The 24,280-nt window shown below is 58.3% G+C and carries 25 protein-coding genes; 8 read left to right on the top strand and 17 right to left on the bottom strand.

The genetic code is table 11. The features are described from left to right. Positions 1–15 precede the first annotated feature (15 nt). Positions 16–1,053 carry a LacI family DNA-binding transcriptional regulator gene (locus NMA58_RS03875; RefSeq protein ID WP_434712426.1) on the bottom strand — a complete coding sequence of 346 codons (1,038 nt, stop codon included), beginning with the start codon at positions 1,051–1,053 and terminating at the stop codon, positions 16–18. Between the two features lie 455 nt (positions 1,054–1,508). Here NMA58_RS03875 and NMA58_RS03870 point away from each other — a divergent pair, with 455 nt between their 5' ends. Beyond that, positions 1,509–3,011 (top strand): DegQ family serine endoprotease, encoded by a 1,503-nt coding sequence (locus NMA58_RS03870; protein ID WP_434712424.1) that lies wholly within the window; start codon positions 1,509–1,511, stop codon positions 3,009–3,011. 611 nt (positions 3,012–3,622) lie between these two features. Further along, positions 3,623–3,823 carry a hypothetical protein gene (locus NMA58_RS03865; RefSeq protein WP_430958691.1) on the top strand — a complete coding sequence of 67 codons (201 nt, stop codon included), beginning with the start codon at positions 3,623–3,625 and terminating at the stop codon, positions 3,821–3,823. 160 nt (positions 3,824–3,983) lie between these two features. Here NMA58_RS03865 and NMA58_RS03860 read toward each other — a convergent pair whose 3' ends face one another. From NMA58_RS03860 to NMA58_RS03830, 7 genes are all read right to left on the bottom strand, one after another. Further along, entirely contained in the window at positions 3,984–4,169 is a 186-nt protein-coding gene (locus tag NMA58_RS03860; protein WP_020920687.1) for a hypothetical protein, read from the bottom strand. A gap of 163 nt (positions 4,170–4,332) precedes the next feature. Further along, positions 4,333–4,761, bottom strand: coding sequence for a DUF1515 domain-containing protein (locus tag NMA58_RS03855; protein WP_434712423.1), 429 nt, complete (start codon positions 4,759–4,761; stop codon positions 4,333–4,335). Positions 4,762–4,773: 12 nt separating this feature from the next. Further along, the gene (locus tag NMA58_RS03850; RefSeq protein ID WP_434712422.1) at positions 4,774–6,630 is read right to left on the bottom strand and encodes a hypothetical protein; all 1,857 of its coding nucleotides are present in this window, start codon (positions 6,628–6,630) and stop codon (positions 4,774–4,776) included. Continuing rightward, positions 6,627–6,854, bottom strand: coding sequence for a hypothetical protein (locus tag NMA58_RS03845; RefSeq protein WP_085780001.1), 228 nt, complete (start codon positions 6,852–6,854; stop codon positions 6,627–6,629). The genes NMA58_RS03850 and NMA58_RS03845 overlap by 4 nt, the downstream gene beginning before the upstream one ends. 4 nt (positions 6,855–6,858) lie before the next feature. Next, positions 6,859–7,221, bottom strand: coding sequence for a hypothetical protein (locus tag NMA58_RS03840; protein WP_434712421.1), 363 nt, complete (start codon positions 7,219–7,221; stop codon positions 6,859–6,861). Next, complete coding sequence (locus tag NMA58_RS03835) at positions 7,221–7,685, bottom strand: lysozyme (protein WP_434712420.1); 465 nt, start codon at positions 7,683–7,685, stop codon at positions 7,221–7,223. The genes NMA58_RS03840 and NMA58_RS03835 overlap by 1 nt, the downstream gene beginning before the upstream one ends. Further along, positions 7,660–7,914, bottom strand: coding sequence for a hypothetical protein (locus NMA58_RS03830; protein WP_434712418.1), 255 nt, complete (start codon positions 7,912–7,914; stop codon positions 7,660–7,662). Before NMA58_RS03830 ends, NMA58_RS03835 begins: the two co-directional genes overlap by 26 nt. A 266-nt stretch (positions 7,915–8,180) precedes the next feature. Here NMA58_RS03830 and NMA58_RS03825 point away from each other — a divergent pair, with 266 nt between their 5' ends. The 6 genes from NMA58_RS03825 to NMA58_RS03800 are packed head-to-tail and all read left to right on the top strand — an operon-like array spanning position 8,181 to position 14,656. Then, on the top strand, positions 8,181–9,167 hold the full coding sequence (locus NMA58_RS03825; RefSeq protein ID WP_434712417.1) for a lysylphosphatidylglycerol synthase transmembrane domain-containing protein: 987 nt from the start codon (positions 8,181–8,183) through the stop codon (positions 9,165–9,167). A 5-nt stretch (positions 9,168–9,172) separates the two neighbouring features. Continuing rightward, a complete protein-coding gene (locus tag NMA58_RS03820) occupies positions 9,173–10,501 on the top strand; it encodes a glycosyltransferase family 2 protein (RefSeq protein WP_434712416.1) in 1,329 nt (442 codons plus the stop codon). Position 10,502: 1 nt separating this feature from the next. After that, on the top strand, positions 10,503–11,279 hold the full coding sequence (locus tag NMA58_RS03815; protein ID WP_434712414.1) for a class I SAM-dependent methyltransferase: 777 nt from the start codon (positions 10,503–10,505) through the stop codon (positions 11,277–11,279). Between the two features lie 5 nt (positions 11,280–11,284). Then, entirely contained in the window at positions 11,285–12,025 is a 741-nt protein-coding gene (locus NMA58_RS03810; RefSeq protein WP_434712413.1) for an FkbM family methyltransferase, read from the top strand. A gap of 28 nt (positions 12,026–12,053) precedes the next feature. After that, complete coding sequence (locus NMA58_RS03805) at positions 12,054–12,899, top strand: FkbM family methyltransferase (protein WP_434712412.1); 846 nt, start codon at positions 12,054–12,056, stop codon at positions 12,897–12,899. A 59-nt stretch (positions 12,900–12,958) separates the two neighbouring features. Next, positions 12,959–14,656, top strand: a complete 1,698-nt coding sequence (locus tag NMA58_RS03800; RefSeq protein ID WP_434712411.1) for a hypothetical protein — start codon at positions 12,959–12,961, stop codon at positions 14,654–14,656. A 51-nt stretch (positions 14,657–14,707) separates the two neighbouring features. On the opposite strand, the gene NMA58_RS03795 is transcribed toward NMA58_RS03800, so the two are convergent. The 9 genes from NMA58_RS03795 to NMA58_RS03755 all read right to left on the bottom strand — a co-directional run bounded on the left by NMA58_RS03795 (position 14,708) and on the right by NMA58_RS03755 (position 24,198). Continuing rightward, positions 14,708–15,268: an acyltransferase gene (locus tag NMA58_RS03795; protein WP_434712410.1), complete on the bottom strand. Its 561-nt coding sequence runs from the start codon at positions 15,266–15,268 to the stop codon at positions 14,708–14,710. Positions 15,269–15,318: 50 nt separating this feature from the next. After that, positions 15,319–16,677 carry a hypothetical protein gene (locus NMA58_RS03790; RefSeq protein ID WP_434712408.1) on the bottom strand — a complete coding sequence of 453 codons (1,359 nt, stop codon included), beginning with the start codon at positions 16,675–16,677 and terminating at the stop codon, positions 15,319–15,321. Positions 16,678–16,952: 275 nt separating this feature from the next. After that, on the bottom strand, positions 16,953–17,489 hold the full coding sequence (locus NMA58_RS03785) for a hypothetical protein (protein WP_434712407.1): 537 nt from the start codon (positions 17,487–17,489) through the stop codon (positions 16,953–16,955). Positions 17,490–18,067: 578 nt separating this feature from the next. Next, positions 18,068–19,828, bottom strand: a complete 1,761-nt coding sequence (locus NMA58_RS03780; RefSeq protein ID WP_434712406.1) for a hypothetical protein — start codon at positions 19,826–19,828, stop codon at positions 18,068–18,070. A 157-nt stretch (positions 19,829–19,985) separates the two neighbouring features. After that, complete coding sequence (locus tag NMA58_RS03775; RefSeq protein WP_434712405.1) at positions 19,986–20,291, bottom strand: hypothetical protein; 306 nt, start codon at positions 20,289–20,291, stop codon at positions 19,986–19,988. Next, positions 20,291–21,295, bottom strand: coding sequence for a tail fiber domain-containing protein (locus NMA58_RS03770; RefSeq protein WP_434712403.1), 1,005 nt, complete (start codon positions 21,293–21,295; stop codon positions 20,291–20,293). Before NMA58_RS03770 ends, NMA58_RS03775 begins: the two co-directional genes overlap by 1 nt. Continuing rightward, the gene (locus NMA58_RS03765; protein ID WP_430958679.1) at positions 21,261–21,677 is read right to left on the bottom strand and encodes a GNAT family N-acetyltransferase; all 417 of its coding nucleotides are present in this window, start codon (positions 21,675–21,677) and stop codon (positions 21,261–21,263) included. Before NMA58_RS03765 ends, NMA58_RS03770 begins: the two co-directional genes overlap by 35 nt. Continuing rightward, the gene (locus NMA58_RS03760; RefSeq protein ID WP_434712402.1) at positions 21,674–23,497 is read right to left on the bottom strand and encodes a hypothetical protein; all 1,824 of its coding nucleotides are present in this window, start codon (positions 23,495–23,497) and stop codon (positions 21,674–21,676) included. Before NMA58_RS03760 ends, NMA58_RS03765 begins: the two co-directional genes overlap by 4 nt. Beyond that, on the bottom strand, positions 23,494–24,198 hold the full coding sequence (locus NMA58_RS03755; protein WP_434712401.1) for a hypothetical protein: 705 nt from the start codon (positions 24,196–24,198) through the stop codon (positions 23,494–23,496). Before NMA58_RS03755 ends, NMA58_RS03760 begins: the two co-directional genes overlap by 4 nt. Positions 24,199–24,280 lie beyond the last annotated feature (82 nt).

Genomic DNA, 24,280 nt, shown 5'->3' with positions numbered 1-24,280 from the left:
GCGGCACGTGCCAGATTATCGCGTCGAACCGCGCGGCACGATGGAAAAGCCGCAATTGACCCTGTCTTCCCGGGGCGGCTCACCATGAATGGCATGCAGCAGCATGTCGGCGACGCGGTAGCCGATGTCCTGGCGCGGGATGTGCACCGTCGTCAGCGACGGCTCGATGAAGGGCGAAAATTCCAGGTCGTTGAAGCCACAAATGCCGACATCCTCCGGCACGCGGATGCCGCGCGCCTTGCATTCGATCAGCACGCCGAAGGCCAGTTCGTCGCTCTGGGCAAAGACGGCATCGACATTGGGCACGCGCTCAAGCAGGCGGGAAAACAGCTCTCTGCCGAGACCGATACGGCTCGGCGCATCGCCGCCGATGATGAGATCCTCGTGGAAAAGGCCGGCTTCCCGCATCACCGCCTCATAACCCTCAATGCGCCGGCGCGAGCGGACATCGGCGCCGCGACCGATGAAGGCGATCCGACTATAGCCCCTCGACAATAGGAACCGGGTGGGCTCGGCGCCCGCCATATAATGATCGAGGCCGACGACCAGGCTTTGCGGCTCCTGACTAAGATCGGTGACATGGGCGATGGGACAGGGGGCGCTCGCCAGCAGCGGCAGAAGATCGCCGTAGTCCTCGGCGCCGGCGATGATGACGCCGGCCGGCTTCTGGGTCAGGATGGATTTCAGCAGGCCGGCTTCACCCTCGCCATGGTGCAGCGTGCTCGAATATTGCACGGTGAACTCCGTGCCGCGGAAACAATCCTCGATACCGATCATCAGGGCGGCGAAGCCGTACTGGTGCAAGGCGGGGGTGATGACGCCGACAATACCGTTGTGGCGGCCGGCCAGCGCCCGGGCGGCAAGATTGGGGATATAGCCCATCTCCTCGACCGTGCGCAGAATCTCCTCGCGCAGATCCTCCGAGACGATTTCCGGATTGCGCAATGCACGCGAAATGGTGATCGGGCTCACGCCCACCTTCTTCGCCACGTCGCTCAGCTTCACATGCATCCCGCGCTCGGCTTTCCGCCCCCGCTCAACCGAATTCTTCATCGCCCCTCATATACCGTGGGCCAGACGCGCCTGCGGCCGATTCCCCGGTCATGACTTCCTGACGAAGAAATATTTTAGAGTCCACTAACTTTTATAGCCGCAACGGGTTCCGGAGATCCGACTTTGCCGAAGCGAGCGGGACCGCCTTTATCAGGCGAGACGGCCGACAGTTTGGCGGGGAACGCGGCGGCTGGCGCCGGCATCGGCGACGGATGTTAAACTTCAGTAATGTCTTACAAATCGGCAATATAAACATGATCAATATTTAATTTGTAAAGCCCTCCGGCGTGATCATATTTAATCCCGAGCGCGAATTCTTCTCCCCTCCCCGATCGTCGCCTCCCGACGATCCGCGCCGGCGAACGGAGGAATTGGCGCACCTCATCCGACGCCAGGTCCCAGACATGGAACTGCGACGCCATCACAAGCCAACGTTCTCGCAAGGGATAACCACCATGTCACATATTCTCAGCAAACATCGCACAGCAGCACTTGTCGGGGCCGCCATCATCGCCGGCGCGGCATGCCTTCCCTTCGCCGTCAATTCGCCCAGCGCCTTTGCCGCACCATCGGACACGGGCGGTATTCTCGCCCCGAGCGGCTCCTTCGCCTCCGTCGTCGACGCCGACAAGCCTGCCGTCGTCACCATCACCACGACGATGAAGACGACGGATGTCAGCGCCGAGCAGGAATCGCCGATGGACGAGCAGTTCCGCCAGTTCTTCGAGGATCAGGGCATTCCCCTGCCACGCCCGGCCCCGCAACAGCGCGGCTCCCAGCATGCGATGGCGCTCGGCTCCGGCTTCATCGTCAACCCGGACGGCGTGATCGTCACCAACAACCATGTCATCGACAATGCGCTCGACATCAAGGTGACGCTCGACGACGGCACCGAGCTGCCGGCCAAGCTGATCGGCGCCGATCCGAAATCCGATGTCGCCGTTCTGAAGGTCGAGGCAGGCAAGCCGCTGCAGACCGTCGCCTGGGGCGATTCCGACAGGCTGAAGCTCGGAGATCAGATCCTGGCGATCGGCAACCCCTTCGGCATCGGCACGACGGTAACGGCAGGCATCGTCTCGGCCCGCGGCCGCGACCTGCATAGCGGGCCCTATGACGATTTCATCCAGATCGATGCGCCGATCAACCACGGCAATTCAGGCGGTCCGCTCGTCGATCGCGAGGGCAAGGTCGTCGGCATCAACACCGCCATCTACTCGCCGAACGGCGGCAGCGTCGGCGTCGGATTCGCCATTCCCTCCGACGAGGCCAAGGCGATCGTCGCCAAGCTCGAGAAGGATGGTTCGATCAATCACGGCTATCTCGGCGTGCAGATCCAGCCGGTCACGAAAGATGTCGCCGACGCCGTGGGCCTCGACAAGACAGGCGGCGCGCTGGTGGCTGCCGTCTCCGCCGATACGCCGGCTGCCCATGCCGGCCTGAAGCCCGGCGACATCGTCACCTCGGTCGGCGGCGAGACCGTCAAGACGCCGAAGGACCTGTCGCGTCTCGTCGCCGATCTTTCGCCGGGCACGCAGAAATCGCTTGGCGTCTGGCGCGACGGCAAGGCGATCGATCTCAACGTCACCGTCGGAGCCAATGCGGATGGCCGGAAGCAGGCTGCGGCGACAAGCCCGGAAGCGCAGGGCCACGCCTCCGGCCAGCCGAGCCTCGGCATCGGCCTTGCCGACCTGACGCCCGATGTGCGCCAGCAGCTCAACCTGCCGCGCTCCGTCAGCGGCGCGGTGGTCGCCAGCGTCAATCCGGATAAATCGGCCGCCGCCGCCGGCATCCAGTCGGGCGACGTCATCGTCTCGGTCAACGACCGGCCGGTGCACAATGCCCGCGACGTCAAGGCCGCAATCGCCGAAGCCGGCAAGGCCGGCCGCAAATCCGTGCTGCTGCTCGTCGAACGCGACGGCAATAAAACCTTCGTCGCCGTACCCTTCAACGCGGCCTGAGGGCCGCGTCCGGCAGATCTTCATCGCCGTGCCTTTGCCGCGGCCACCGCCCCTCATCCGGCTGCCGCCACCTTCTCCCCGTAAACGGGGCGAAGGGGACAAGCCGCGACCTCTCGGTCTCTCGCCAAAAGTCTCGTAGGGCACGTCCCCTCTCCCCGTCAGAACGGGGAGCGGGTTAGGGTGAGGGGCAAGCCATCGACGCGGACCGGACAGTCGTGGCACAAGGCCGAGGATGGCGTCGGAATCTATGGCTGTCCGGCTCCGGTACAGAGCTGCGACCAGCCCTCGTAGCGCATGGTAAATGCCGGCATTTCTCATGAAAAACCAACAGACCGCCGGCTTTTTCGCGCCGGAAAGCGACACGGAAACAAGCAGTTGCGCCATTCCCTGACATTCCGGCTAACGGGCCTTCAACTGCCGCTGGACGAATTAACCCTACTGCCTTACCTTAATATCAGCATCAACTTGAATACATCCCGCCCTGTGACATCGTATTTTTCATGATCGCTAATTTGTTCCGGCACGGCGCGCCGGAACGGTGACCCGCCTTTCCCGAAAGGACCGGCTTCATGCAACAAGCAGCGCCGCAACATCAAACGGAGGGGTATGCCATGAATAACGTTGTGGAATTTCGTGCCAAATGCCCGAATGACAAAAGTCTGGCCGACTGTCGGGAAGCGCTTGAGCCGCAGGTGATGAAGCTCGTCGCCGAAGCCGTCGCCAGGGGCTACCCGCCGGCCGAAGCGGCCATGGTGGTCGCCGATATCGCCGACGACTATATCCTCATGCTGTCGCGCGAGCTGCGGCATTGATGTCGGCGTGCATAAGCATCCGCACGCCGATAAGCCGGTAGCAAGGGAATCAGTGGACCGCGCAGCGCCTGCCGGGGTAGCAGGGGGTACAGGAGACGAGACCAGCCGCGCGGCCCGGCGATCCAAACGCCGGATAGTGCCGGAAGTTCCGGCCCCGGCGTTATCGCCATTTCGGCAGGCGCGGCGGCGCGTTGGCCTGAATCTCGTGCAGCGGCGCATGAGACCCGAGCAGCTTCTTCAGCTTCTTCTCCTCCGCCGGGCCAATCCCAAACTTGCGGCAATGCTCGGCAACATCATGTTCCCGAGGCCCGGGAATACGAACTTGGCGATTGCTCATGCTCTTCATGTCTGTTTCCTCCTTGAAGAGGATAACAAACAGGCGGCGGTTTTGTTCGTTAGCAAAGTCTAATTTTAAGTAAGGCATCGGAGGCGGCAATATATCAGCCGAGCTGGCGCCGTTTTGCTGCGTATGACTTGCCCGGCCAAACAGCGCAAAGACGGCGCACCGCTCAACTGATCTTCAGCCAATGCCTGAGTGCCGCCACAGCCCCGTCGCTGGCATAGGCAATGACCCCACCCGTCGTCAGCCCGGCGAAGGCAATCAGCCCTGAGATGCCATAGCCGATCGATTTCATCCGTTTCCACTCTTCGAGCGCCGGGCCGACCGTCTCCTGGTTCTTCTCGACGGTATCCTTGAGCGTCCCGATCTCGGCGCGGATCTGCGCATCCGCTCCGCCTGTCATCGCCACCCTGGTATCGAGATGGGCGATCTGCCTTGCCTGTTCGTCGAGCCGCTTGTGGACCACGGCTCGGCCCTCATGGGCATTGGCTTTTTCGTCGCTCATCTCCTGGCGCAGCAGCGCGACGTTTTCCTCGATGCCGGTCAGCCTTCCCTCCACGCGCCCGAGGGCGCGCAGGATATCGTCATTGGATGTCATGGCGTGGCCACCTCAGGAATTGAATTTCAGCTTTTCGGACTGGGCAATGCCGTTCGAAATCCGGTCGATCATGACCGGCTGCGGATGGATGAAGGAGACCGGCGAAAGCTCCCCGACAGACGGCGCCGGACGCACTACGGAGCCAACCGGCATGACGACGGCGCTCACGCCTTGATAGGTGATGACGTTGCCGGCGATGCTGGCGACGACCTGCGTGCTCATGCGCGCCAGGCCGTCCGGGCCGGAATAGATGTGCAGCGTCTGCTCGGGCCTGAAGATGCTCGCATCCGCGACGACAATCTGGTTATAGGTGGCAACGCCGTCAGTTCCGGCCTGCGCGGTCAATGTCGTGCTCGCAAGCTCCAGCATGCCTGGCCAGACACCGCCTCTGGAGGGGGAGACCCAGGCTGCGTAAGTATCGATTGCAGCATCGCAGCAGGCCGATGACTGCGCAAGAATATCATCGCGAAGCCGCCATTTGCCCGAAGCGTCGGTTCCGTCCGACGGCCAGCTGTTGTTGGTTCCATAGACCTGATACTCGGCCCTGAGGCCGAGATCGTTGCAGGTGATCGTCCCGGTCGCCGGCGAAGTGCCGCCGGCGAAACTGTAGGTGAAGGTGTTGGCGTCGACGACCGATATTACATAGCTTCCATTGTAAGCGGTCGGCGTTGCTCCCGAGATACCGACGGTCTGGCCTGTCGCAAGTCCGTTGAGGCCGCTTGCGATGGTCGCCGTGGCAACCGTGCCGACCGAGGTCAGCGTGATGTTGCGTGTGATCGTCGTCCGCCCGAGCGGCGGGAAGGCGACGATTCTGACGCCAGAATATTCGGCGCGCAGGCGGGTGACCAGGGAGCGGTAATTGGTGGTGAAGAACTGCGTATAGGTCGAGGCCGTGTCGTTCTGCCCCATCTGGTTTGTTATGACCGTGAACGGCCATTTATTGCCGTTGAAGGCGATGATTTCGCGGATGATGTCTCGGCGCCTGGTCGCGATCGAGGAGCCGCTGCCGGTATATTCGCGGACGGAGCCGGCGCCGGGCATGCCGATCAGGCAATGGGGGATGCGGCCAGGGCCGCCGTCCCTGTCAAGCCAGCGGCGCAGCCAGCCGAGGTTGCCGCGCGCATCGGCAGCGGAGGAATATTCCTGGCGCGCCTCTCCGATGCTGTCGACGAAAGCCAGCGCGACCGGCCTTCCATCCCAGTCGCCCTTGGCGACCATGAAATCGGCCCCCCAATATTGCGGCTGCGCCTGCGTGCCGTAGCCGGTATCGAGGCTGACGGTGCTGTCGGCGAGCGGGCTATCCTTGAAGGCGAGAAGCGTGGCGAGATCGCCGGCGCCCCAGACGCGTTCGCCGCGATGTTTCTGGATGCGGTAGACCGGCCAGATCTTCTCGCCGACGGCGGTGTGATAAAACAGCCAGATTTCGATTTCGCTTTCCGGCGCGACGTCGGGGATGATGAGCTCGTCCGTCCAGGCGCCATTCGTCTGGTCGGCAACGGTCACCGTGTTCGCCCCGGCGAAGGTGCAGGGGTAGAAGACGCCGGCGACGCGGACGAACATGGCGTCGGCGACCACGGAATTGCCCGGCGTGCCGATCGTGCCGGTGACGACGGTTTCCTGCGGCGAATTTCCGCCTTCCGTCGAGGCGAACCCGGAGAGATGGAAGCGGAAGGTCCGCGTCTTATATTGCGGCGAGTTGACGACGATCTTGGTGCAGACATAGTTCGTGCCGGAGGCGGCGGTGACGATCGTGCCCGAAGGCATGCGGTTGCGGGTGGCGAAGAACATGTAGCGGTCGAGGTCTCCGGCGCTCCCGCCCGCGCCGCGCGGCATCGGATTGGCAAGGGCGAGCGAAATGGCATTCATCATCGGCGTGTTCCGTATCGGCTGGTGAGGTCATCATAGAATTTGACGCTGCGCTCCTGGCGGGCGTTGGCGCGGTCGAGCGCCTGGCGCTCGCGGGCGAGGATCGCGATCAGCGGCTCGCCCTCGCGGACAGGCGCATGCGCTTCCTGCCTTCTGAGATCGTCGGGCAGCGGCGGCAGCACGATGCCGGCGGCGACCTGCCCTTTGGCGACCGCCGCCGTGTTCAGGCGCTCAGTGGCGGAGCAGCCAGTCACGATCAGCAGCAGTGACAGCGCAAGCACGGTTCTTTTGCGAAAGCTCGAGTTCATAGGATCGGATCTCGTTTTCCAAGGTGTCTCTGGCGGCCTGTTCGGCGGCCTTGGCCGCCTCCAGGCGCTTGCGGTGCTCCTCACCGGCGCCGGCCGCCGCATCCCGCTGGCGCTCCATCTCGGCCGCCCTGGCTTCGGCGGCGGTCTTTTCGGACGTGAGGACGTAGCCGGCGCGCGCCTGGCGCGCCGCCGAGGGGTAACCGATCGAGACGGCATAAAGGTAATAGAGCACGAGGCCGGCAGCGATGCCGGCGCCCATTTTCAGCGTATCGAGAAGGCCGAACATCAGATGCCCTCCAGGCAGAAGGCGCGCTCCTTCTGCCGGCGGCGGGTCAGGCCGGGAAAGGTGATGCCGGCGGCGCGATTCCATTTGAGGAGAGCCTCGCAGCCCTCCGCCGTCCTGCCCTGATTGATCAGCTTGACCGCGCTCGAGCCGCAGGCCGCCCTGACGCCGACATTGTAGGCGAAGGAGGTCAGCGCCACGAAGCGGGCATCCGGCAGCGGGGCCGTGACGCACCGCTCTATGCCATCGGCATAGTGCTGCAGCTCGAGCGAAAGCAGCGCCTTGCACTGCTCGATCGTCTTATAGTCGCCCGGCTTCACACCATTGGTGCTGCCGTAGCAGATCGTCCACGGCTGGCCTTGAGTGGCCGGGTCCGGATAAGCGTGCTGCCGAAGCCCTTCGAAACTTCCGACCAAAGCAACGGCCATCGCGGCCGCGGCGCTACCTTTCTGCAGGCGGTTTGCCATTCAGTTCTCCTGAGATTTTCTGCTGGACGAAGATGCGGGCGACGATTGCCGCCGCGGCGAAGAGCCCCGATGCCGTGGACATGGCGAGCTGGATGTAGAGGTTGCCGGACACCCAGGTCGCGGCGAGGACATTGGAGACGGGCTCGAGGACGATGAAGAGCAGCGCCAGCCCCATGAGGCGGACGCTCCAGGCGCGCCTCAGCACCGTGCGCCAGTTGTGGACGAGCATGGGGGACTCCGGAGGGCTGTGGAAAAACCCGCCTCCCGAATGGAGACGAGTGTTGAACTGTGGCTCCCCGGCGACCCAATAAAAGTACCGCGCAGTACACTAATAGTTGTCTATTGCTAAAGTTTTCTCTTAAGGGTAGTCGAGGGCCGGAATACGGCTAAAGCGGTGCCGCTCTGTATGTCGTGTTCCCAGATTTGCTTGGGCCAGTGGCAGGAGTCACGGCCTGTCTAGCCTTCAAGGCTCTCAGGTTTCGAAGATCGAATTAGATGGCCGCACAAGCTCGTTCAAAAATAAGTGCTCGCACTTTTTTCGCTTATCTTGTGAGCCTCGCACTGCTTGCGTTTCTGGTTAGCTCAATCAACTGGCAAGATACTATTCGTATACTTAAGGACGGCGTTCACCCAGCCTCTCTGTGGCCATTTTCGATTACGGCTCTTTTGATCGCCGTGATATACGGTTGCCGTTGGCAGCTGCTGATAGGTGGAAAACTTAAGAAGAGCACCTCTCTTATAGCCTCCATTCTCTGCCTCGGAGGCAATATGTTTCTCCCTGCAAGAGGTGGAGATCTGTTGCGAGTCCACTACAGCCATGTTGTAGGCCGGATAGCTCAAGCCGAGGTGTTTGGCAGCCTGATGGTCGAAAAGGTAATCGATCTCATTACGATCGCTGCCGTCGGCGTACTAGCTGCTGTAATCCTAACACTATCAATGGATTCCGCCCACACTAACGTATTATTTGTTTCAATATCTTCGGCTCTCGGACTTGCGTTCGGTGCCATTGTCCTGGTGAAATACTTTAACGCGCTTCTCCTGAGATGGGCCAGCGCGGTATTCTCTTATTTCGGGCATGAATCCTTCTTCAATAGACACGTCGCAGTGCTAATACGCAGCGTGGGTGAGCAAATGACGCTCAACAACCTGTTCTCTCCCGGTATTCTTACATTGTTAATGTGGTTGTCGGCGTACGCTCTCTCGTATGTGTTTGCCGCACAGTTTGTGGGAGTGGCACTCAGCTACGAAGAGGCGCTCGTCGTGTTGTTCGCAGGGGCTCTAGGGCTGATGCTTCCTGCTGCACCCTCTGGTGTCGGAACTTTTCATGCTTCAGTAGTTTCTGCATTCCTTCTCCTGGGGCGCTCCTCCGCTGAAGGCTTTCTTGTAGCGACAGCTATCCATCTCCTATTTTTCACAGCTTATGTCCTGCCGGCAGCGATCCTTTACGGCCGGTGGCGCTTGGCGCGCGTCTTGCAAAGTTAGAACTCATGAGAGAATATTTCTATTCCCTTCTCCGGAAGTACCTGGAGCTTTTTATACTTCCTCAGAATTCCGTCGTAGAAATCGACCCTGCTTCGTCACTTCTAATAGGTGCGATGCCCCAAGGTCGAGTCGCGTTCCGTTCAGAGTCTAGTGAAAACTCCTCCGCTGAGAGCTTTCTAGAAAATGCAGTACTTCCTTATCAACAGCTTAAGCAAACCTGCGCTGAATACTTAGTGATTGGTGGACTTATTCACTACGAACGTGACATTCAAAAGCTATTCGCCGATCTGCATAAGGCGTGCAATCCGGAAACTCGCCTCGTGCTTACTTATTACAGCGCCCTATGGCGACCTTTGGTTAATCTCGCGTCGGCCCTGGGCTGGCGAGGCAACTTACCTGAGGCGAACTGGTTAGCGCATGAGGACGTTCGAAACCTACTGGAACTCGAAAATTTCGAGTTGATCAGCTTAGATCAAAAAGTCCTAGTCCCGCTGTATATTCCGCTGGTGAGCAACTTCATCAATCGCTACATCGCCCCTCTGCCGGTATTCAGAAATCTTTGTCTTTTGAACATCGCTGTCGCAAGACCTATAGCGATGAAAGAAGTCGACGCGCCATCCGTCTCAATAATCGTGCCCGCGCGAAATGAGGCCGGCAATATTGACGCGATCGTCAGGCGCATTCCATCCATGGGGCCCAAAGACGAAATCATCTTTGTCGAGGGCAATTCAACGGATGAGACCTGGAGTGCGATCCAGGCCGCACAAGCCCTCTATGGATCAGAGCGCAGAATTCTAATTGACCAACAAGAGGGAAAGGGAAAAGGGGACGCCGTTCGGAAGGGGTTCAGCCTTGCTTCGAACGAAATCCTTATGATTCTTGATGCAGACATGACCGTTCCACCCGAGGATCTTCCCAAGTTCTACGCTGCGATCAAAGACAACAAGGGCGAATTCATCAACGGAACCCGGCTTGTGTATCCAATGGAGAAGAAAGCGATGCGTTTCTTCAACCTGCTAGGAAACAAGTTTTTCGCTATGGCCTTCTCGTTCGTTCTCGGCCAACGGTTCAAAGACACCCTCTGCGGAACAAAGGTAATCAGTCGGGCCAATTATCTAAAGCTCGCCAGAAACCGTTCTTACTTCGGCGATTTCGATCCGTTTGGAGATTTCGATCTAATTTTCGGCGCAGCAAGAATGGGGCTGAAGATAGTTGAGGTTCCGATCTGCTATCGCCAGCGCCTCTATGGAGAAACAAATATTTCTCGTTGGCGCCATGGCGTTATCTTGCTGGCGATGCTCGCATTTTCCGCTCGGCGAATAAAGTTCATCTGAGATGAAGATCGAGAATACAGAACTCTACGATTATGATTTGGCAACGACTTTGGAGAATCGTGACCGACTCCAAAAAAATCGCAACCTAATGCTTTGGTATCGCGAGCTGTACTCACAGTTGTTCGACCATATCCCAAACTTTGCTCAGAAGAAGGTACTAGAGATAGGTAGCGGCACGTCACCACTGAAATTATTTCAGCCGCATGTAACCACCACAGACGTCCTCAATCTTGATTATTTAGATATCGTTTTTGATTGTCATAACATAGCAGATCTACAGGACATCCCAGACCGCAGTATTGATGTGATCACCATGACAAATGTACTACATCACCTGCGCGATCCTATTTTCTTTCTCAGCGGCGCAAGCCGCAAACTTAAAAAAGGGGGGCAGCTCGTACTCGTTGAACCTTTTTTCTCCGCCGTTTCCTTTCCCTTGCTTAAGTTCCTGCATCATGAACCGGTTAATTTCAAAATTTCGCAACCGCTTCTGGATACAATTGAAGGCCCCTTATCGTCTTCAAACCAAGCAATGCCCTATATGATGTTCTTTTCGCGTCGTGATTGGCTGACACGATTGTCAGACCAATACGATTTAAAGGCGACCAAATTAGGTTATTTCACGAGTATTGCCTACATGGCGACGGGAGGGATCTCCAGGGTATTGCCGATACCACACTGGCTTTATCGGCTCTATCTCCCAATTGACAGGCGGCTTGCCCGTACGTTTCCGAGACTGTTCGCGTCGTTCTTTAGCGCGCACCTGATCGCAAAGTAACAACGATGAACACGACGATCATCTCCATCGCTAATCTTCTATATAGGTATTGTTATCCGCTCTACTATCCAATCTATTGCGTATGGAAGAGCTATTCAGATCGGACTGAGCGAGCGCTATTACGAGAGCTTGTTGGGCCTGACATGACGATTGTGGATGTGGGTGCAAATATCGGGGTTTACACTCGCTTTCTGTCTGGTCTTGTCGGCAGCCGTGGGATTGTGCATGCTTTTGAGCCCGCCCCCGCGAACTATCATAGACTAAGAGAAAATTTGCGGAACCTGGCCAATGTTCGATTGAATCATGCTGCGGTTGGGGACCGAAGCGGAGCTATCAAGCTCTTCATATCTGACGAGTTAAATGTCGATCATCGTACCTTTGACAGCGGTGACGGTCGACAGGCAATCAGTGTCCCACTCATGAACCTCGATCAGTATTTCCCAAGCGGAACGCGCGTAGATCTGATTAAAATCGATGTCCAAGGCTACGAACTTAGCGTGTTGCGGGGCGCTGAGCGCGTGCTGCAGGAAAACGTGAATATCAAGATTTTGATGGAGTATTGGCCTTACGGCCTCTCAAAGGCCGGAGTGGATGCGGCAGATCTCCTCGCCTTTATCGGTCGACTTGATCTGGAAATACAAATGATTGGCGGTGCTGCTTTGCATAAGTTTGACGGCGCTCAGTTTGACCCGCAGGACGCCAGCCAATACTGCAATCTGATCCTCAGCAGACGCTCGCGTCCGTGAGGCCACCAACAACTTAGGACGAAATCACATGCTGTCGACCAGCAACAAAATCAGGATTGCCCGCTCTATTTCAACGGCAATTCTTTGGGGCCGCGGTCTTTTTCACCTTCCGTCAGAGCTTATCGCCGTGCGGAGGGGAGTGACTTGGTCTATCGACCTAAAGGAAGGGATAGATCTGGCAATCTACGTCCTGGGTGGCTTTGAGGTGCAAACTCTGAAGCTCTATGCGCGGCTAGTCAACGAAGGCGATGTCGTTCTCGATATCGGCGCAAACATCGGAGCACATACTTTGCCGTTGGCACAACTTGTCGGAGCAAGCGGCAAGGTGTTTTCCTTTGAACCAACCGCTTTTGCATTCGGAAAACAGAAGGCGAATATCGCACTCAATCCAATGTTAGCGCCGCGTATCAGCGCCCATCAGATGATGCTCATGGCAACAACTGACACTAAATTGCCTGACGCGGTGTATTCGAGTTGGCCGTTAGAAACTACAGGCGATCTGCATCTTGAACATCACGGGCGCCTGATGGGTACAGTTGGCGCGGCTATGAGTACCCTTGATGAATTTGTTGCAGCGAACAGGATCGATCGCATTGATTTCGTTAAGTTGGACGTTGACGGACACGAAAGCGATGTGTTGCTTGGCTCCAAGAAAACAATAGAAAAGTACCAGCCTAAAATCCTGTTGGAGCTTGCGCCGTACGTATACAAATCGCAGCCAGAAAAATTTGATGAGATTCTGAATTCACTCTGGAGCATGGGATATGAGATATCCGACGTTGCTAGAAATCGAAAACTGCCGCGAAACCCGGACTTTGTTAGATCGGTCATCCCCACAGGCGGAGGATTGAACGTGCTCGCTACTAGAGATTGATACCGCGTAAAGCATTTCCGCAGCCAGTTGTTGGGGAATTTGGAATCTCAGGAGACATCATGAGCGACTACATTCAACGCGTGCCCAGAGTCAGCAGCTTGGTTCTTCTGACTATTTCAGTTTTGTGCACGCACTGGATGGCCTTCTTGAATGAAGGGATATTTGCGGAAGACGCCGGCCTGTTCTCGTCACTATTTTTTAGAGACTGGAACGCAATCATGAACATGTATTCGTCCGCAGCTGTACCAATGTTCACATATTACGTGTGGCCGTTATCTTATATTCCAAATGTTTTTCTTCTTAAATCCGTAGTGATTTTCGGCGTATACGTAGCTGTTATTTTTTCTTATCTTATCGCCTTGAGATGCGGGTTTCTCAATGAAAGAGAAGCTTTTTATATTGCGCTTTTTTCGAACCTACTACCAATAACGACCGTCACAGTAATAATAACATACTCAACTTACTTCAACGCGTATGCGCTATTCCTGGTGGCGACGTACCTATTTGTCTCAGGTGAACGGATTCACGGAGGCCTTCACTACCTCTCCAGAGGGGCGTCTCTCTTTATCTACTTTGTGTCATTTACACTTAATTCTTTGCTTGTACTTTACGCCGCTGCTTTCCTCCTTGCATACCTCGTCCACATTAACGAAGCGGGCCGGCAGGTTGGCCTAGGAGGGTTCAGATCCACATTTTTTTCATTCTGCAGATCAAAACTGGATTATGCAACTCTTCCTATCGTATATTGGGTGCATAAAGGATTATATTATGAGAAAACCGGGCTTTACAAGAATTATAACAGCTTTGATATAAATCTCCCGAGCATCGCATATAATGCTTACCGATTCTTGGTTGACGGAATTATAAAGCCTATTGCGTTTAGACCTATTGCAATCGGGGTTGAGTTCAATTTTTATGTATTTTTCGTTGTTTTCTTATATTCGATATTCTTTGTCACTTTATTTTTTCTCTTGAGAACACCGCCCGCCGAGAATCCGGACATCGACAATCGGAGTTTAGACGGCGGCCTTAAGATAGTAAGCTTTGGGCTCTTCTCACTTCTTTGCGGAACTCTTCCCTATATCCTTGTCGGAAAGAGTCCTGAGCTTGGCGTGTTGATGAGAAATGGGATTTTGATGCCCCTCCCCCTAGCCGTGATCGCGGTCGGTGTTTTCCGATTTCTGAAACGAAAAACGCCTAGCTTGCAGGGCAAGAGAGCTTCGTTCGTGCTTCTTCTGGTCGTTCTTACATTATTTACAAATCGCTGGTGGGGAAGTTACGCAGCTTGGCAGGCACGAGCGGCAAAAGACTTGGCGGTCTCGCAATATTTTATTGATAATCCACAATGGTCGACTTTTTCGAATTATTGGATCACCGATAAGTTTCCGATGCCGGGCGAGGCCTCCGAATATGGGTTTGCTGATTATACTTCGAAATTTCACATAATTTGGGGCGGACAGACCAGGATGGCATTTACGCCTCATCACATAGAGTTCTTCGGCATCGACTCGGCGCCAGGCGTAAAGCCAGTTCATTCGACGAACCCCACACGTATCGCCTTTTTCTGCGACGCCTGGGCCAGCGCAAAAGATATCGATCTGAGTGGATCGCAAGCTGAGCTTGAAATATCATCCAAAAAAAACTCTTGGGATAATGCATCTCTCGCATACGAGTATCTATATTTTCGCTTTATCAGACCTAGCGAGTTGAAAGCCCACTTAAGTGGCTTGGTAAATGTGACGCTGCGAGCACTTTGACAGTATAGGGGTGTGTGAGATGCCGAGACGCCGGCATTTCCTCACACCGATTTAGCTGCGGTATTTAATGACCTTCGCCGGTGAACCAACTGCAATTGCATAGTCCGGGATGTCCGTAGTTACCACGGAATTTGCCCCGATTACCGCTCCCGTCCCTATCGTCACGTTCATCAATATTTTGGCGCCAGCGCCAATCCAAACATCGTCACCAATTTCGACAAAACCGATTTCGGCCTTCTGAAGCCTGATTGGCGTATCGCGCCTCATGCCGTGGCCGTGATCGATGATCTGGACATCAGAGCCGATCAGGACATCATTGCCGATTGATATCCGGTTTTTCGCCGTAATGATGTTGCGCCGGCCAATTACGGTGTTGTTGCCGATAAAGACTTTGGGCTCTGGCATTGTAAGTTGAAAGAACGACTGATCTTGGATGGTGACGTTGTCGCCGACCTCAAGGACGGCATGACCGACCATGCGAAACTCAGCGCTTTGCTTCACCACGAGATTTTCGCCGGCGGCGGTGAAGTAGCGGAAACGTTTATAAGCAGTGACGAGCCGCTGGATTACGCCGCCTCGATTGCGATATGATGCCTTGTCGACCTGTGCCATTTCTACTCCTGGCGTGATGCCAGCATGTCAAACATAGGTGTGGAGCTTATTCAAGAGCTCCTTCCGCAAGGGAAATGGAAGCCATCGGTCCAGATCCAGATGCTACCGGTAGAGCCGCCCAACGTCATACGAATTTGCCGACTTGTATTTGTCCATATCTCCTGCGACCCCACTGCGAAACCGCTTGCCACCTGGATAGAGCCAACGTTGGCCCCATCGCCTCCGGCGCCGGCAACAAGTGCGCCTTGGGCAGGATCGGATAGCAGAGCTGCGTTGGTCGTTGCCGACGATGTGAACTCGAAACGCAGCTTAGCTTTGGCTTTGACTCCATTTGGCACTGTTAGCGCCAGAAGTGTCGAGGTCGTAGAAATGGCGGCACCCACGGCATCCTTGACCGGCGTCACAAAGGTATATTCGTCACGTGGATACAGAACAAACGGCCGAATGTTCGAACTTCCGTCCGTCAGTACCACGCCGACACATTTGACGATCGTATAGCCGGTAAGCAGTGTCGTAGTGATGCCGCCGATGGTCGGTGAGGTCGAGAAAACCACGTCGAAAGACAGGTCGGCATCCTTGCGCAAGGCGTAGGCAAAGTATGTCGCATTTGCTGCGACGGCACCGGCATCGAGGCCGCCCGCGCCCGTTCCGGCCGCAAATGTTCCCGTCACCCTCTTGGTGAACGCCGCTGCGCTGGAAACGAAGCTCGACCCTGTTCTGGCCGAGCCGGAGGCAAAGTCGATATGGGTGTTCGGGTTGCTGCTGTTGGTGGAAAGGATGAGGCCGACAACGAAATCGCCTACAGCCGAGCTGTCGGCTTTACTCTGGATCCTGGAATAGACCTTATCGGTGAAGAAAGCGGCGCCCGAACATATGATGTTGACGCTATGGCCGTTCTTGAGGACAAGCGTCGCCGCACCGTCGATCGTCTCCGAGCCTGTGGGATCAATCGTCACGTCGCCACCGTCGGCAATGACGCAATAGTGCCAGTTTGCGCCGAGCGTTGCCGCTGCGCCGAGGGTGAGCATCGCGGCCTGGGTAAAGCGATGGACCGCATTGTCGTCGGACGCCACCGCCGTGTAATCGCCTGACTTTGCCGCATAAACCAACGTCTTGTCGAACCCGACGTCGACGCCGTTCTGCGTGAACCCTAGGAGGCCGCCGCCCTTCAGATACAGGCCGGTCTGCGGGTTGGTGGCGAAACCGATGCCGGGCGCCGAAACCGTGCCGCTTGCCGCTTTGAGTGGCGCGGTCATGGGCGCCGAGCCGTCGCGCGGCAGCGAGTTGGTGATTTCGTTGCCGAGGTCGGTGGTCAGCGTGTTCCAGGGTGCCGGGTCGATGACCTGGCCGACAGAAGGCGTCGTTCCGGCGGGTTTCGCATAGACGCCGGTTGATGGATTTCTGGGCATTCATCGTCTCCAAAGAAAAAGGCCCCGCGATTGCGAGGCCATTGTGGCGTGTGTAGCGATGCCAGGTGACGGGCGGCCGCATTTTTGCGCGGGTTGATTAGCCAAGTCGAGAGATCGACTGCCCCGGTCCGACACCTCAAGATCGCGGATATGGAAATGCAGCGTCCTCCCTTAAGACGGGCACTTGAGTTTGTCCGCTGTTGAGATCAGGCAACGCGGGAAAAGACGGCTCGAAAGAGACGCCCTGTTTTCCGCTTTGTTTTCTAAACGTCGGCCTATCGTCTCTTGAACAAGAGGTCGGCTCCATAGACATCCGCGCGGGTGCCGATCACGCCGCTGTTACGGCCTTCAAAGCGAGCAGCGAGATCAAAGCCCATTTCGTCGGCTATTCCCCTTAATGATGCTTCTGAAATGGTCTGGTGCGGATATCGTATCTCTATGTTGTCGAATCCTTCAGGAACCGGGCCAGCGCCATTATCGAAGAGTCGGGACGACTGGATGGTGAAACGCTTCTTTTTCGAGAAGGCATTCCGCGCCAGATAGGCGTAACGAGTTGTCCGGCTCAGCGCCTCCCGCCACAATTGTTCCGGATCGGCCAAATATTGCAGCGTGCCGCTGCTGTAGAATACGTCAAACTTAGCCGGTAATTGGTCGGAGTACGATATCGCCGGCCTCAACGCCTGCGCGGCGTCAGCCACGGATTTTGTCTCTACCACTGTGAATGACCAGGCCGGGAACTGCTTTTGCAAAACGGCGCACAGTTCACCAGCGGATCCGCCAAAATCAACGAATCGGCCGGACGGGATATCCATGGCCGGCAGAAGTTCCGCGGGTGTTTGGACATAGGACTCTTCCTTCCCAATCAATTGTCGCGACCGTTCTATCCGGAATGCTGTGAGACGCTCATCTCCATACGCGGGAGCTGCCGCGGCGGCTCTTCTCCATGATCTGTACGACCTCTCACGCGTCCGCCACTGCTTTACGGCTGCAATTGCGGAACCAGGTAGAACCTTTTTGACGAGAAGTTTGAGCATAGAGGCCTGCATTTGGAATATGGCAAGTGGCAGTCGAAGATGAACTGACCGTCTACAGCACAAACAGGCCGCACGCTACCCACAGTTTTACCGCGGCAAGATCTCAATTTATAGTACTAACAAGTCTCCTATTTCCAGCTCGTACCGGCTTGTTTATTCCGGCGCGACCGTCGGCGCCGAGCCGTCACGCGGCAGCGGATTGGTGATTTCGTTGCCGAGGTCGGTCAGCGCCTTCCGGGGCACCGGTCGATGACGTGGCCGACGGAAGGTGTCGTGCCGGCGGGTTTGGAATAGACGCCAGTTGATTGGTTTTGGGCATTGGTCTTCTCCGGAAGAACGACTGCTGGCGTGTTACGCTACAGATTTGGTTGTTGCTGCCCTTGAGCGGCTTGCTGCGAAAGAAGGGCTTGAGCAAGCGCAGCGGCCCGCGGGTTAGTAAGACGCGTGGGCTGGATCAGTTGATTCTGGAGGTAAGCGCGAACCGGGGGAGATAAAAGAAGTCTTCCGGCCAAATAGGGGGCAGCGCCGCCGGCTATGGTGCCGAGCATTGCTCCATGACTACCGGCCAACTTACTGCCTACGCCGGCGCTCACAAGGGCCGGAATGCCTTTTTGGATAAAACTGCGCACCGGTGAGCCACCGGAACTGGAAAGCGGTTTGAGGACCTCTTGCCCTGCCTTTACCAGGGCGGTGAAATCCCCATCCTCTGGGGCGGATGCGCGAGGGCTCTGCGGTCTCATGGCGCTTTGCAAGTGCGATGGAGAGATGATGCCTTTCGGAGCATCCTCGCCCGCAGCGGCGACGGCCTTTTCCAGATCCAGATAATTGCGGTACTGACGCTTTGCCTCCTGCCAGGCGTTCAGGCTATTCGTGTTCTGCGCCGCAATCGATCGCTCCATGGCATCATCCAGAGCGTTGCGGATACCGGACAATGCTTTCAAAAGTTTCGGATCGTTCGCGCTGTCCGCTTGCGCATCTTCGAGCCGAGAGCGGATCGCTTTGTAGGTTTCCCCTTGGTGGCCTCCCTTCGCCAGACGTTCAATACCGATTATCGAATTCTCGAGGATCGGCACACGCACGCCGTCCCCCACAAGATCATGGTAGCGGCGCATGGCTGTCGTGATGTCGTTGGCGAGTTGCGGATCAGCGATCAGGCTGTTATTCGCGGCGGTCGCATCCAAGTCATCGCCGATGCGTGTTAATGCCTGATGCATCACCTCATGCGTGGCACGGTCTGCGTCGATGCCTGCACGCGAAAGTGCCGCGTGCGTGTGTTGCTCGCCTTGCATTTTGTTGAATTTCTTCGCCGCTGCTCCACCAAGGTCGCCTTCGGCGTTGAGTAAGGCGGCGCTGCCAGACGCCTGTCCCCCCGTCAGCTCAATCCCCTCGTTTCTCAGCGTTTGATTCATCAGCTGCCGTTCGGCGGAAACCGGCAGCGGCGTAATTAAGCGTTCTCCAGCCGAAATAATACCGGGGCCGAGAAGCGCGCCGACGAGGCGAGCATATGGCTCCAATTTCGTGTCTTTGGTGAACTGCCCCGCAGCTTCGCTGGCAACCGCAGGGATCACGGCGAATTTGCCGATGTTCGTCAGCAAGTTGCTGGATCCACCAGTAAACACGCCGGGAACGAACTCGCCAACCGTTTCCGCATATTCTCCGGGGAGTGTCTTTGGCGCATATAGATTGTCATCCATCGCGCCACGGAAGTAGTCTTGGGCGCCGTAGACGGCTTTATCCAGGCCCCCCGTCCCCTCGTTTCCGAAACTGTCTAGAATGGCCCGTTGTTCCTCGTTCATCGGCGGTAGCCCGAAGGCTGATCGCACCAGCGCATCGCCTTGGCCGTAGAGATACGCCGCGCCCTTCTCGCCAAGACGTTTTGCGGTCACCGGCAGCATGACGAGCTCGACACCACCACGGACAACGCCGCTGCCGAAGCTCTTCGCCACATCGCCAATGATCGAAGGCTCTTCGGGCGTCTGCGGCTCGCCAGTGATCAGCTTCTCGAGCGGGTTATGCTCGCGCTTCTGTCCTGTCTGCTCGCCGGACTGCCCCGCATTGGGGGCGGCCCCAAGGCGGGGCATTTTCTTCAATGCCGGGGCTTCTTTAAAGTTTGACATCAAAGCTCCTATGGATTTGGGGATCGATGTAAGATTTTCGGACAGCCGCTTGCTGACGTCTACTTCAACCGCGGACGGGCAGGTTGGGCGAAAGCGGCTCAGGGGCTCCGGCCTCAGAACGCTGACTTAATTCTGGACTGCCAAGTCCAGGCGCTGTTCATAGAACATTGCGCTGGCCGCTAAACAGCGATGAGAGGAAGCCCGAAGCCTTCGCCGGCGGAGTTGAAGGCGTGCCCGTCGGCACAGCGGGAGCTTCAGCTGTAGCCGCCTTCTGCTCCTGATCTGCTTGCCTGATCGCCAGCCCACCCATCAGGGCCTGCGCCAGCCGCGCCGCGCCCTGCCAGGGTGATTGTACCGGACTCGCATCCATGCCCTGCTGCAGCATGGCGTAGGCAAGCCGCTTGCGCTGACCTTTGGCGTCGCTCTGCGTCTTTCCGGCATCGCCGCCGAAGATATATGCCATCAGCCCACCGCCTTTCCGTAATCGACGCGGTCGAAGCCGTCTGCATGTTCGAACACCGCGTCGGGGTGAATCTTGCGCACGTCGTCGGACATCAGGCCGATCTGCATCGGGCCGCCATCCTTGTAGCGGAAGGCGTAGACCGGCAGGCCGTTGTCCAGTGTGCCGACGCGGCGGCTGTCTTCCTTCAGCCGCCGGTCGGATTTCGCCCAGCCGCCGAGTAGTGTGCCGCCGAGACCGAAGAGGCCGCCCATGGCGGCATTCGCCTGGGAGACCTGGCGGTCGTAGAGGCCCATCTTCTGGTTAAAATTCTCGTTGATCAGGCCGGCCTGGTCGACGGTCGGCAGCTGCGTCGTCGGCGTATTGACGTAGCTCGGCTGGTGCACCTGCGAGCCAGACATCAGCGCCGAGATTTCGTTCAGCGGCTGGTTGCGCTCGGTCAGGATCGAATTCTGCGCATTCGAATACATGTCGCCGAGATACTGATTGGAGGCGGCCTGCTTGCGGGTGGAGAAATCGCGCATGGCGTTGTCGTAAGCCGCCGAGCCCATGGCGATGCCCTTGTCTGCCAGGCTCTGCTCGAGGCTCGCCTGATCGCGGTTCCATTGGTTGTCGAAGCCGGAGCGCCAGTGATCGTTGACGTATTTGTCGACATTGCCGGCGCTGAGATCGACATTGGTGCCGAGGATGCCGGAGACCTTGGCGGTCTGGTCGTTGGCGAGCCTGGCCAGGCCGAGCTGCGTCTGCTGCGTCTGGTCGTAGATCGCCTGGTTCTCGGGCGAATAGGACTGATAGGCGGAATAGGTCGGCAGCTTGTAGGTCTTGCCGTTCTGGTCGGTCATCGTCTGGTAGCCGCTGACCTTGTATTCCAGCGAACCATCCGGCGTGTACTGGTTGGTGTGGCTCAACCCCGCATTGGCGACGGCGGTGTCGACGTTGGTGGCCGTCTGCGCCGCTGCGGTCTGGGTCGGATCAGGCGTCTTGGGGGCCTTTGGCGTGGAGACCATAGGGAAAATCCTCTTTCATGATGGCGTAAAGCAGCGCGTCGCAATCGCCGAAATAGCCGCGCTGGCGGCCTTCCAGCTCAGCGCCCACTCTGGCGAGCAGCCTCTGGGCGCGGCTGTTGTCGGCGCGGGTGCGGCAGGTGGCGCGGCGGCAGCCGAGCTGGTGGAAGACGTAGTCGAAGACTGCGCGCATCAGCGTCAGCGACAGCCGGTCGGCGGCAAGCGAGATCTCGATATCGTGCTCGGTCCAGACGTTGAAGACCAAGCCGGCGAGAATCCCGCCGCGGTTGACATGGGCAAGCGTCGTGTAGGGCGGGTGAAAGGTGACGCCGATCCTCGCCCCCACCCAGGCGGCGATCTCGGCGCTGGGTTCGCAGACGATCAAATCGGCGCGCCCCTCTCGTAAAGCAGCGAACCGCCGACGACGGCGGCTTCCGAGACGGAGCCCGACGAGCCCGAGATCAACGCGCGGATCGTCGGCGCCAAGGCCGAACCCGCGCCGCCGGCGGAGGCGAATTTGCGCACCAGCGAAATGCCGGGGAATTTCGAAACACCCCAGATTGCCGTTCCCCATTTCGCCGCCGCATTGTTCTCGACGGACGACAGAAGCGCTGTCGGCACCTTCGTCTGGTAGTCGACCGAGATGCCGCCATACATCAGCGTTGACACGCCGATCTCGGCCGTCACCCCGATCAGCTTCGAAAGCTTGGTCGAGAGCCCGTCGCCGAAGCGGCTCCAGGCGCCGACCATCAGCGCGTCGATCGCCGCGCCATTGTCGTTTGCCCCGACCTCGGCCTCGTAAAGCGTGCCGTCGGCGGCGCCGAAGAACAGCCGGTCCTGCCATGTCGCCCAGCAGGAGGCGGGCATGCCGACGAAGCGGCACCAGGCGCCGGTCTCGGTGTTCATCACATATTGATAGGGGCCGAAGGAGGACGGCAGGTTGACGATCGCCATCTGTCGCGCCGGGAAGCTCGAAAGCTGCCACTCCAGCGAGCTCGTGCCGGTCGCCGCCACGGTCGCCCGCCATGTCGGGCCGATCCTGGCGGTAATGGCGCCGAGGCTGGTGGCGCCGCGATCGAGCTGCACCGCCTTGGTGATCGGCACGATGCCATCGGTGGTCATGATCGCGAGATCGGCGCCGACCGAAAGCAGGCACCGATCGAGCCCAAGCGGCCGGCCGAGCTTGAAGGTGCCGATCAGGCCCCAATTCGAAGCACTGGAAGGATCGGAGCCCTGGAAGACAATCACCTCGCCTTCCGAAGAAATCAGCACCAGGCACTGCTGCAGGCCCGTCGATACCGGGATCGTCCAGACGTTGATCGCAACCAGCGTGCCGCCATATTTCATGTTGCCGCCGACCGGCAGCACCGTCGCCGCGCCGCTGACGGCGTCGGTGGCGAGGTACCAGACATTGGTCGAGTTCTTTTCGATGAACCACAGGCGCGAGCGATAGGCGGTGACGGCGCTGAGCAGCGAGGCATCCGGTATGCCTGTTATCATCGTCGAGGCGACATAGGGCGTGGCGGCCGAGCCCTTTTCCAGCTGGGCATTGGTCACCGTTCCCGTCACGGTGACGGTGAGCGTGCCCGCCGCCGACGTGAAGGTGAGCGACACCCGATTGCCGGCGCCCGTCCCGTTCAGCGTGCCGGCGAAGGCGCCGGAGAGCGTCACGGAACCGGTGCCGAAGAAGCTCAGCGTATAGGCCACATTCTTGACGGCGACATTCTGGGTGGCGAGCGTTGCCGTGCCCACCAGGAAATTATTCGTCCAGGAGCTGCCGTTGAAGATCAGCGGCGTGTCGAGGCCGTTGACGAGGCGCAGGAATTCCTGGCCAGCGGGGTTGGTATATTGCTGCACCGACCAATGGGCGCTGGCGAGGCCTGAAACGACAGGCGCGCCGGCCGCACCGCCCACCGTGACGTCGAAGATCTTGTCGCCGGCGGCGGCAAACAGCCTGTTGGCCACCCCGGAATAGGGAATGACGGTCTGCACATCGGCGCCGAGACCTGTGGCAAAGGCGAGGAAGCCGTAGCGGGCGCGCACACGGTTGGCCTCGGGAAAGAAATTGTCGAGCTGGAAGGCCGCATCTTCGGGCATGTCGGCCATCTCGACATCAGTTCGCCAGCCGCCGATCGGCGCGATCCAGTCTTTGCCCGGCGAAACGCGGCGGGTGCGCCCATTCGGGGGGACAGGTCTGCGGGTCATGGCGTCACCGTGATCGTGCCGGGCCAATAATTCTCGAGCGCCTGTCCCCTCGCCGGCAGCGAGAGGTCGACAGGCCCAGCGGCGCGGTCGGCGCCGATGGCGGCTTCCTTGGATCGTTCGAAACTGGCGAGCTCCTCGCCGTAATCGAGGCCCTTGGCCCGTTTCCAGCGCCAGATCAGCGACAGTTCGAGCAGCTCTTCGGGAAAGAGCGCCGTGTCGGTGTCGCCAACCCAGTTGGCGGCAGTGGTCGCGCCGCCATTCACGGCCACCCAGAAGCCGGAGACATAGGCATACTCGATCGTCTCACCCGCAACATTCGGGTAGATATCGAGCCTGCCCGCCGCCATTCGCCAGATCTGCGGCACCGGGGTGGCATTGAGGATGGTGTGGCGCTGCCATGCCTGCGGCTCCACCGGGCCGTTGAGCGCTGAGAGACGGGAGACGTTCCAGATCCGCGCATTGGCGGCGAAGCGATCCCAGTCGCCGGGCGGTTCGGCCGGCTCGGGGGCAGCACCCGTCGCTTCGAATTGCCGCCGCACCATCAGCGCCGACCAGTCATGGGCCCGCATCAGGTCGCGGCCGGCGCGGGTGGAAAGGATGCGCAGCTGCATGATCTGCGGATCCGCAGACGACATGACGGCCGTCGGCGGATCGAGATCGATCTCCGCGCAGACGTTCTGAATGATGGTCAGCAGCGACATGCGGGGATCTCCGGTTCAAAGCAGCTGAGTGTGTGGCGGATAGGCGAATTGAGGTTGTGACGCGTGGCCCCCTCATCCGCCT

The organism is Rhizobium sp. YTUHZ045 (assembly GCF_051124255.1).
GTDB lineage: Bacteria > Pseudomonadota > Alphaproteobacteria > Rhizobiales > Rhizobiaceae > Rhizobium.
Note: the sequence above shows the minus strand (reverse complement) of the source record. Positions and strands in the feature narration are given on the sequence as shown.

Bases quoted from the DNA above. Each gene is read 5' to 3' on its own strand.
- NMA58_RS03875 (WP_434712426.1), bottom strand. From the start codon at position 1,053: ATGAAGAATTCGGTTGAGCGGGGGCGGAAAGCCGAGCGCGGGATGCAT.
- NMA58_RS03870 (WP_434712424.1), top strand. From the start codon at position 1,509: ATGTCACATATTCTCAGCAAACATCGCACAGCAGCACTTGTCGGGGCC.
- NMA58_RS03865 (WP_430958691.1), top strand. From the start codon at position 3,623: ATGAATAACGTTGTGGAATTTCGTGCCAAATGCCCGAATGACAAAAGT.
- NMA58_RS03860 (WP_020920687.1), bottom strand. From the start codon at position 4,169: ATGAAGAGCATGAGCAATCGCCAAGTTCGTATTCCCGGGCCTCGGGAA.
- NMA58_RS03855 (WP_434712423.1), bottom strand. From the start codon at position 4,761: ATGACATCCAATGACGATATCCTGCGCGCCCTCGGGCGCGTGGAGGGA.
- NMA58_RS03850 (WP_434712422.1), bottom strand. From the start codon at position 6,630: ATGATGAATGCCATTTCGCTCGCCCTTGCCAATCCGATGCCGCGCGGC.
- NMA58_RS03840 (WP_434712421.1), bottom strand. From the start codon at position 7,221: ATGTTCGGCCTTCTCGATACGCTGAAAATGGGCGCCGGCATCGCTGCC.
- NMA58_RS03835 (WP_434712420.1), bottom strand. From the start codon at position 7,685: ATGGCAAACCGCCTGCAGAAAGGTAGCGCCGCGGCCGCGATGGCCGTT.
- NMA58_RS03830 (WP_434712418.1), bottom strand. From the start codon at position 7,914: ATGCTCGTCCACAACTGGCGCACGGTGCTGAGGCGCGCCTGGAGCGTC.
- NMA58_RS03825 (WP_434712417.1), top strand. From the start codon at position 8,181: ATGGCCGCACAAGCTCGTTCAAAAATAAGTGCTCGCACTTTTTTCGCT.
- NMA58_RS03820 (WP_434712416.1), top strand. From the start codon at position 9,173: ATGAGAGAATATTTCTATTCCCTTCTCCGGAAGTACCTGGAGCTTTTT.
- NMA58_RS03815 (WP_434712414.1), top strand. From the start codon at position 10,503: ATGAAGATCGAGAATACAGAACTCTACGATTATGATTTGGCAACGACT.
- NMA58_RS03810 (WP_434712413.1), top strand. From the start codon at position 11,285: ATGAACACGACGATCATCTCCATCGCTAATCTTCTATATAGGTATTGT.
- NMA58_RS03805 (WP_434712412.1), top strand. From the start codon at position 12,054: ATGCTGTCGACCAGCAACAAAATCAGGATTGCCCGCTCTATTTCAACG.
- NMA58_RS03800 (WP_434712411.1), top strand. From the start codon at position 12,959: ATGAGCGACTACATTCAACGCGTGCCCAGAGTCAGCAGCTTGGTTCTT.
- NMA58_RS03795 (WP_434712410.1), bottom strand. From the start codon at position 15,268: ATGGCACAGGTCGACAAGGCATCATATCGCAATCGAGGCGGCGTAATC.
- NMA58_RS03790 (WP_434712408.1), bottom strand. From the start codon at position 16,677: ATGCCCAGAAATCCATCAACCGGCGTCTATGCGAAACCCGCCGGAACG.
- NMA58_RS03785 (WP_434712407.1), bottom strand. From the start codon at position 17,489: ATGGATATCCCGTCCGGCCGATTCGTTGATTTTGGCGGATCCGCTGGT.
- NMA58_RS03780 (WP_434712406.1), bottom strand. From the start codon at position 19,828: ATGTCAAACTTTAAAGAAGCCCCGGCATTGAAGAAAATGCCCCGCCTT.
- NMA58_RS03775 (WP_434712405.1), bottom strand. From the start codon at position 20,291: ATGGCATATATCTTCGGCGGCGATGCCGGAAAGACGCAGAGCGACGCC.
- NMA58_RS03770 (WP_434712403.1), bottom strand. From the start codon at position 21,295: ATGGTCTCCACGCCAAAGGCCCCCAAGACGCCTGATCCGACCCAGACC.
- NMA58_RS03760 (WP_434712402.1), bottom strand. From the start codon at position 23,497: ATGACCCGCAGACCTGTCCCCCCGAATGGGCGCACCCGCCGCGTTTCG.
- NMA58_RS03755 (WP_434712401.1), bottom strand. From the start codon at position 24,198: ATGTCGCTGCTGACCATCATTCAGAACGTCTGCGCGGAGATCGATCTC.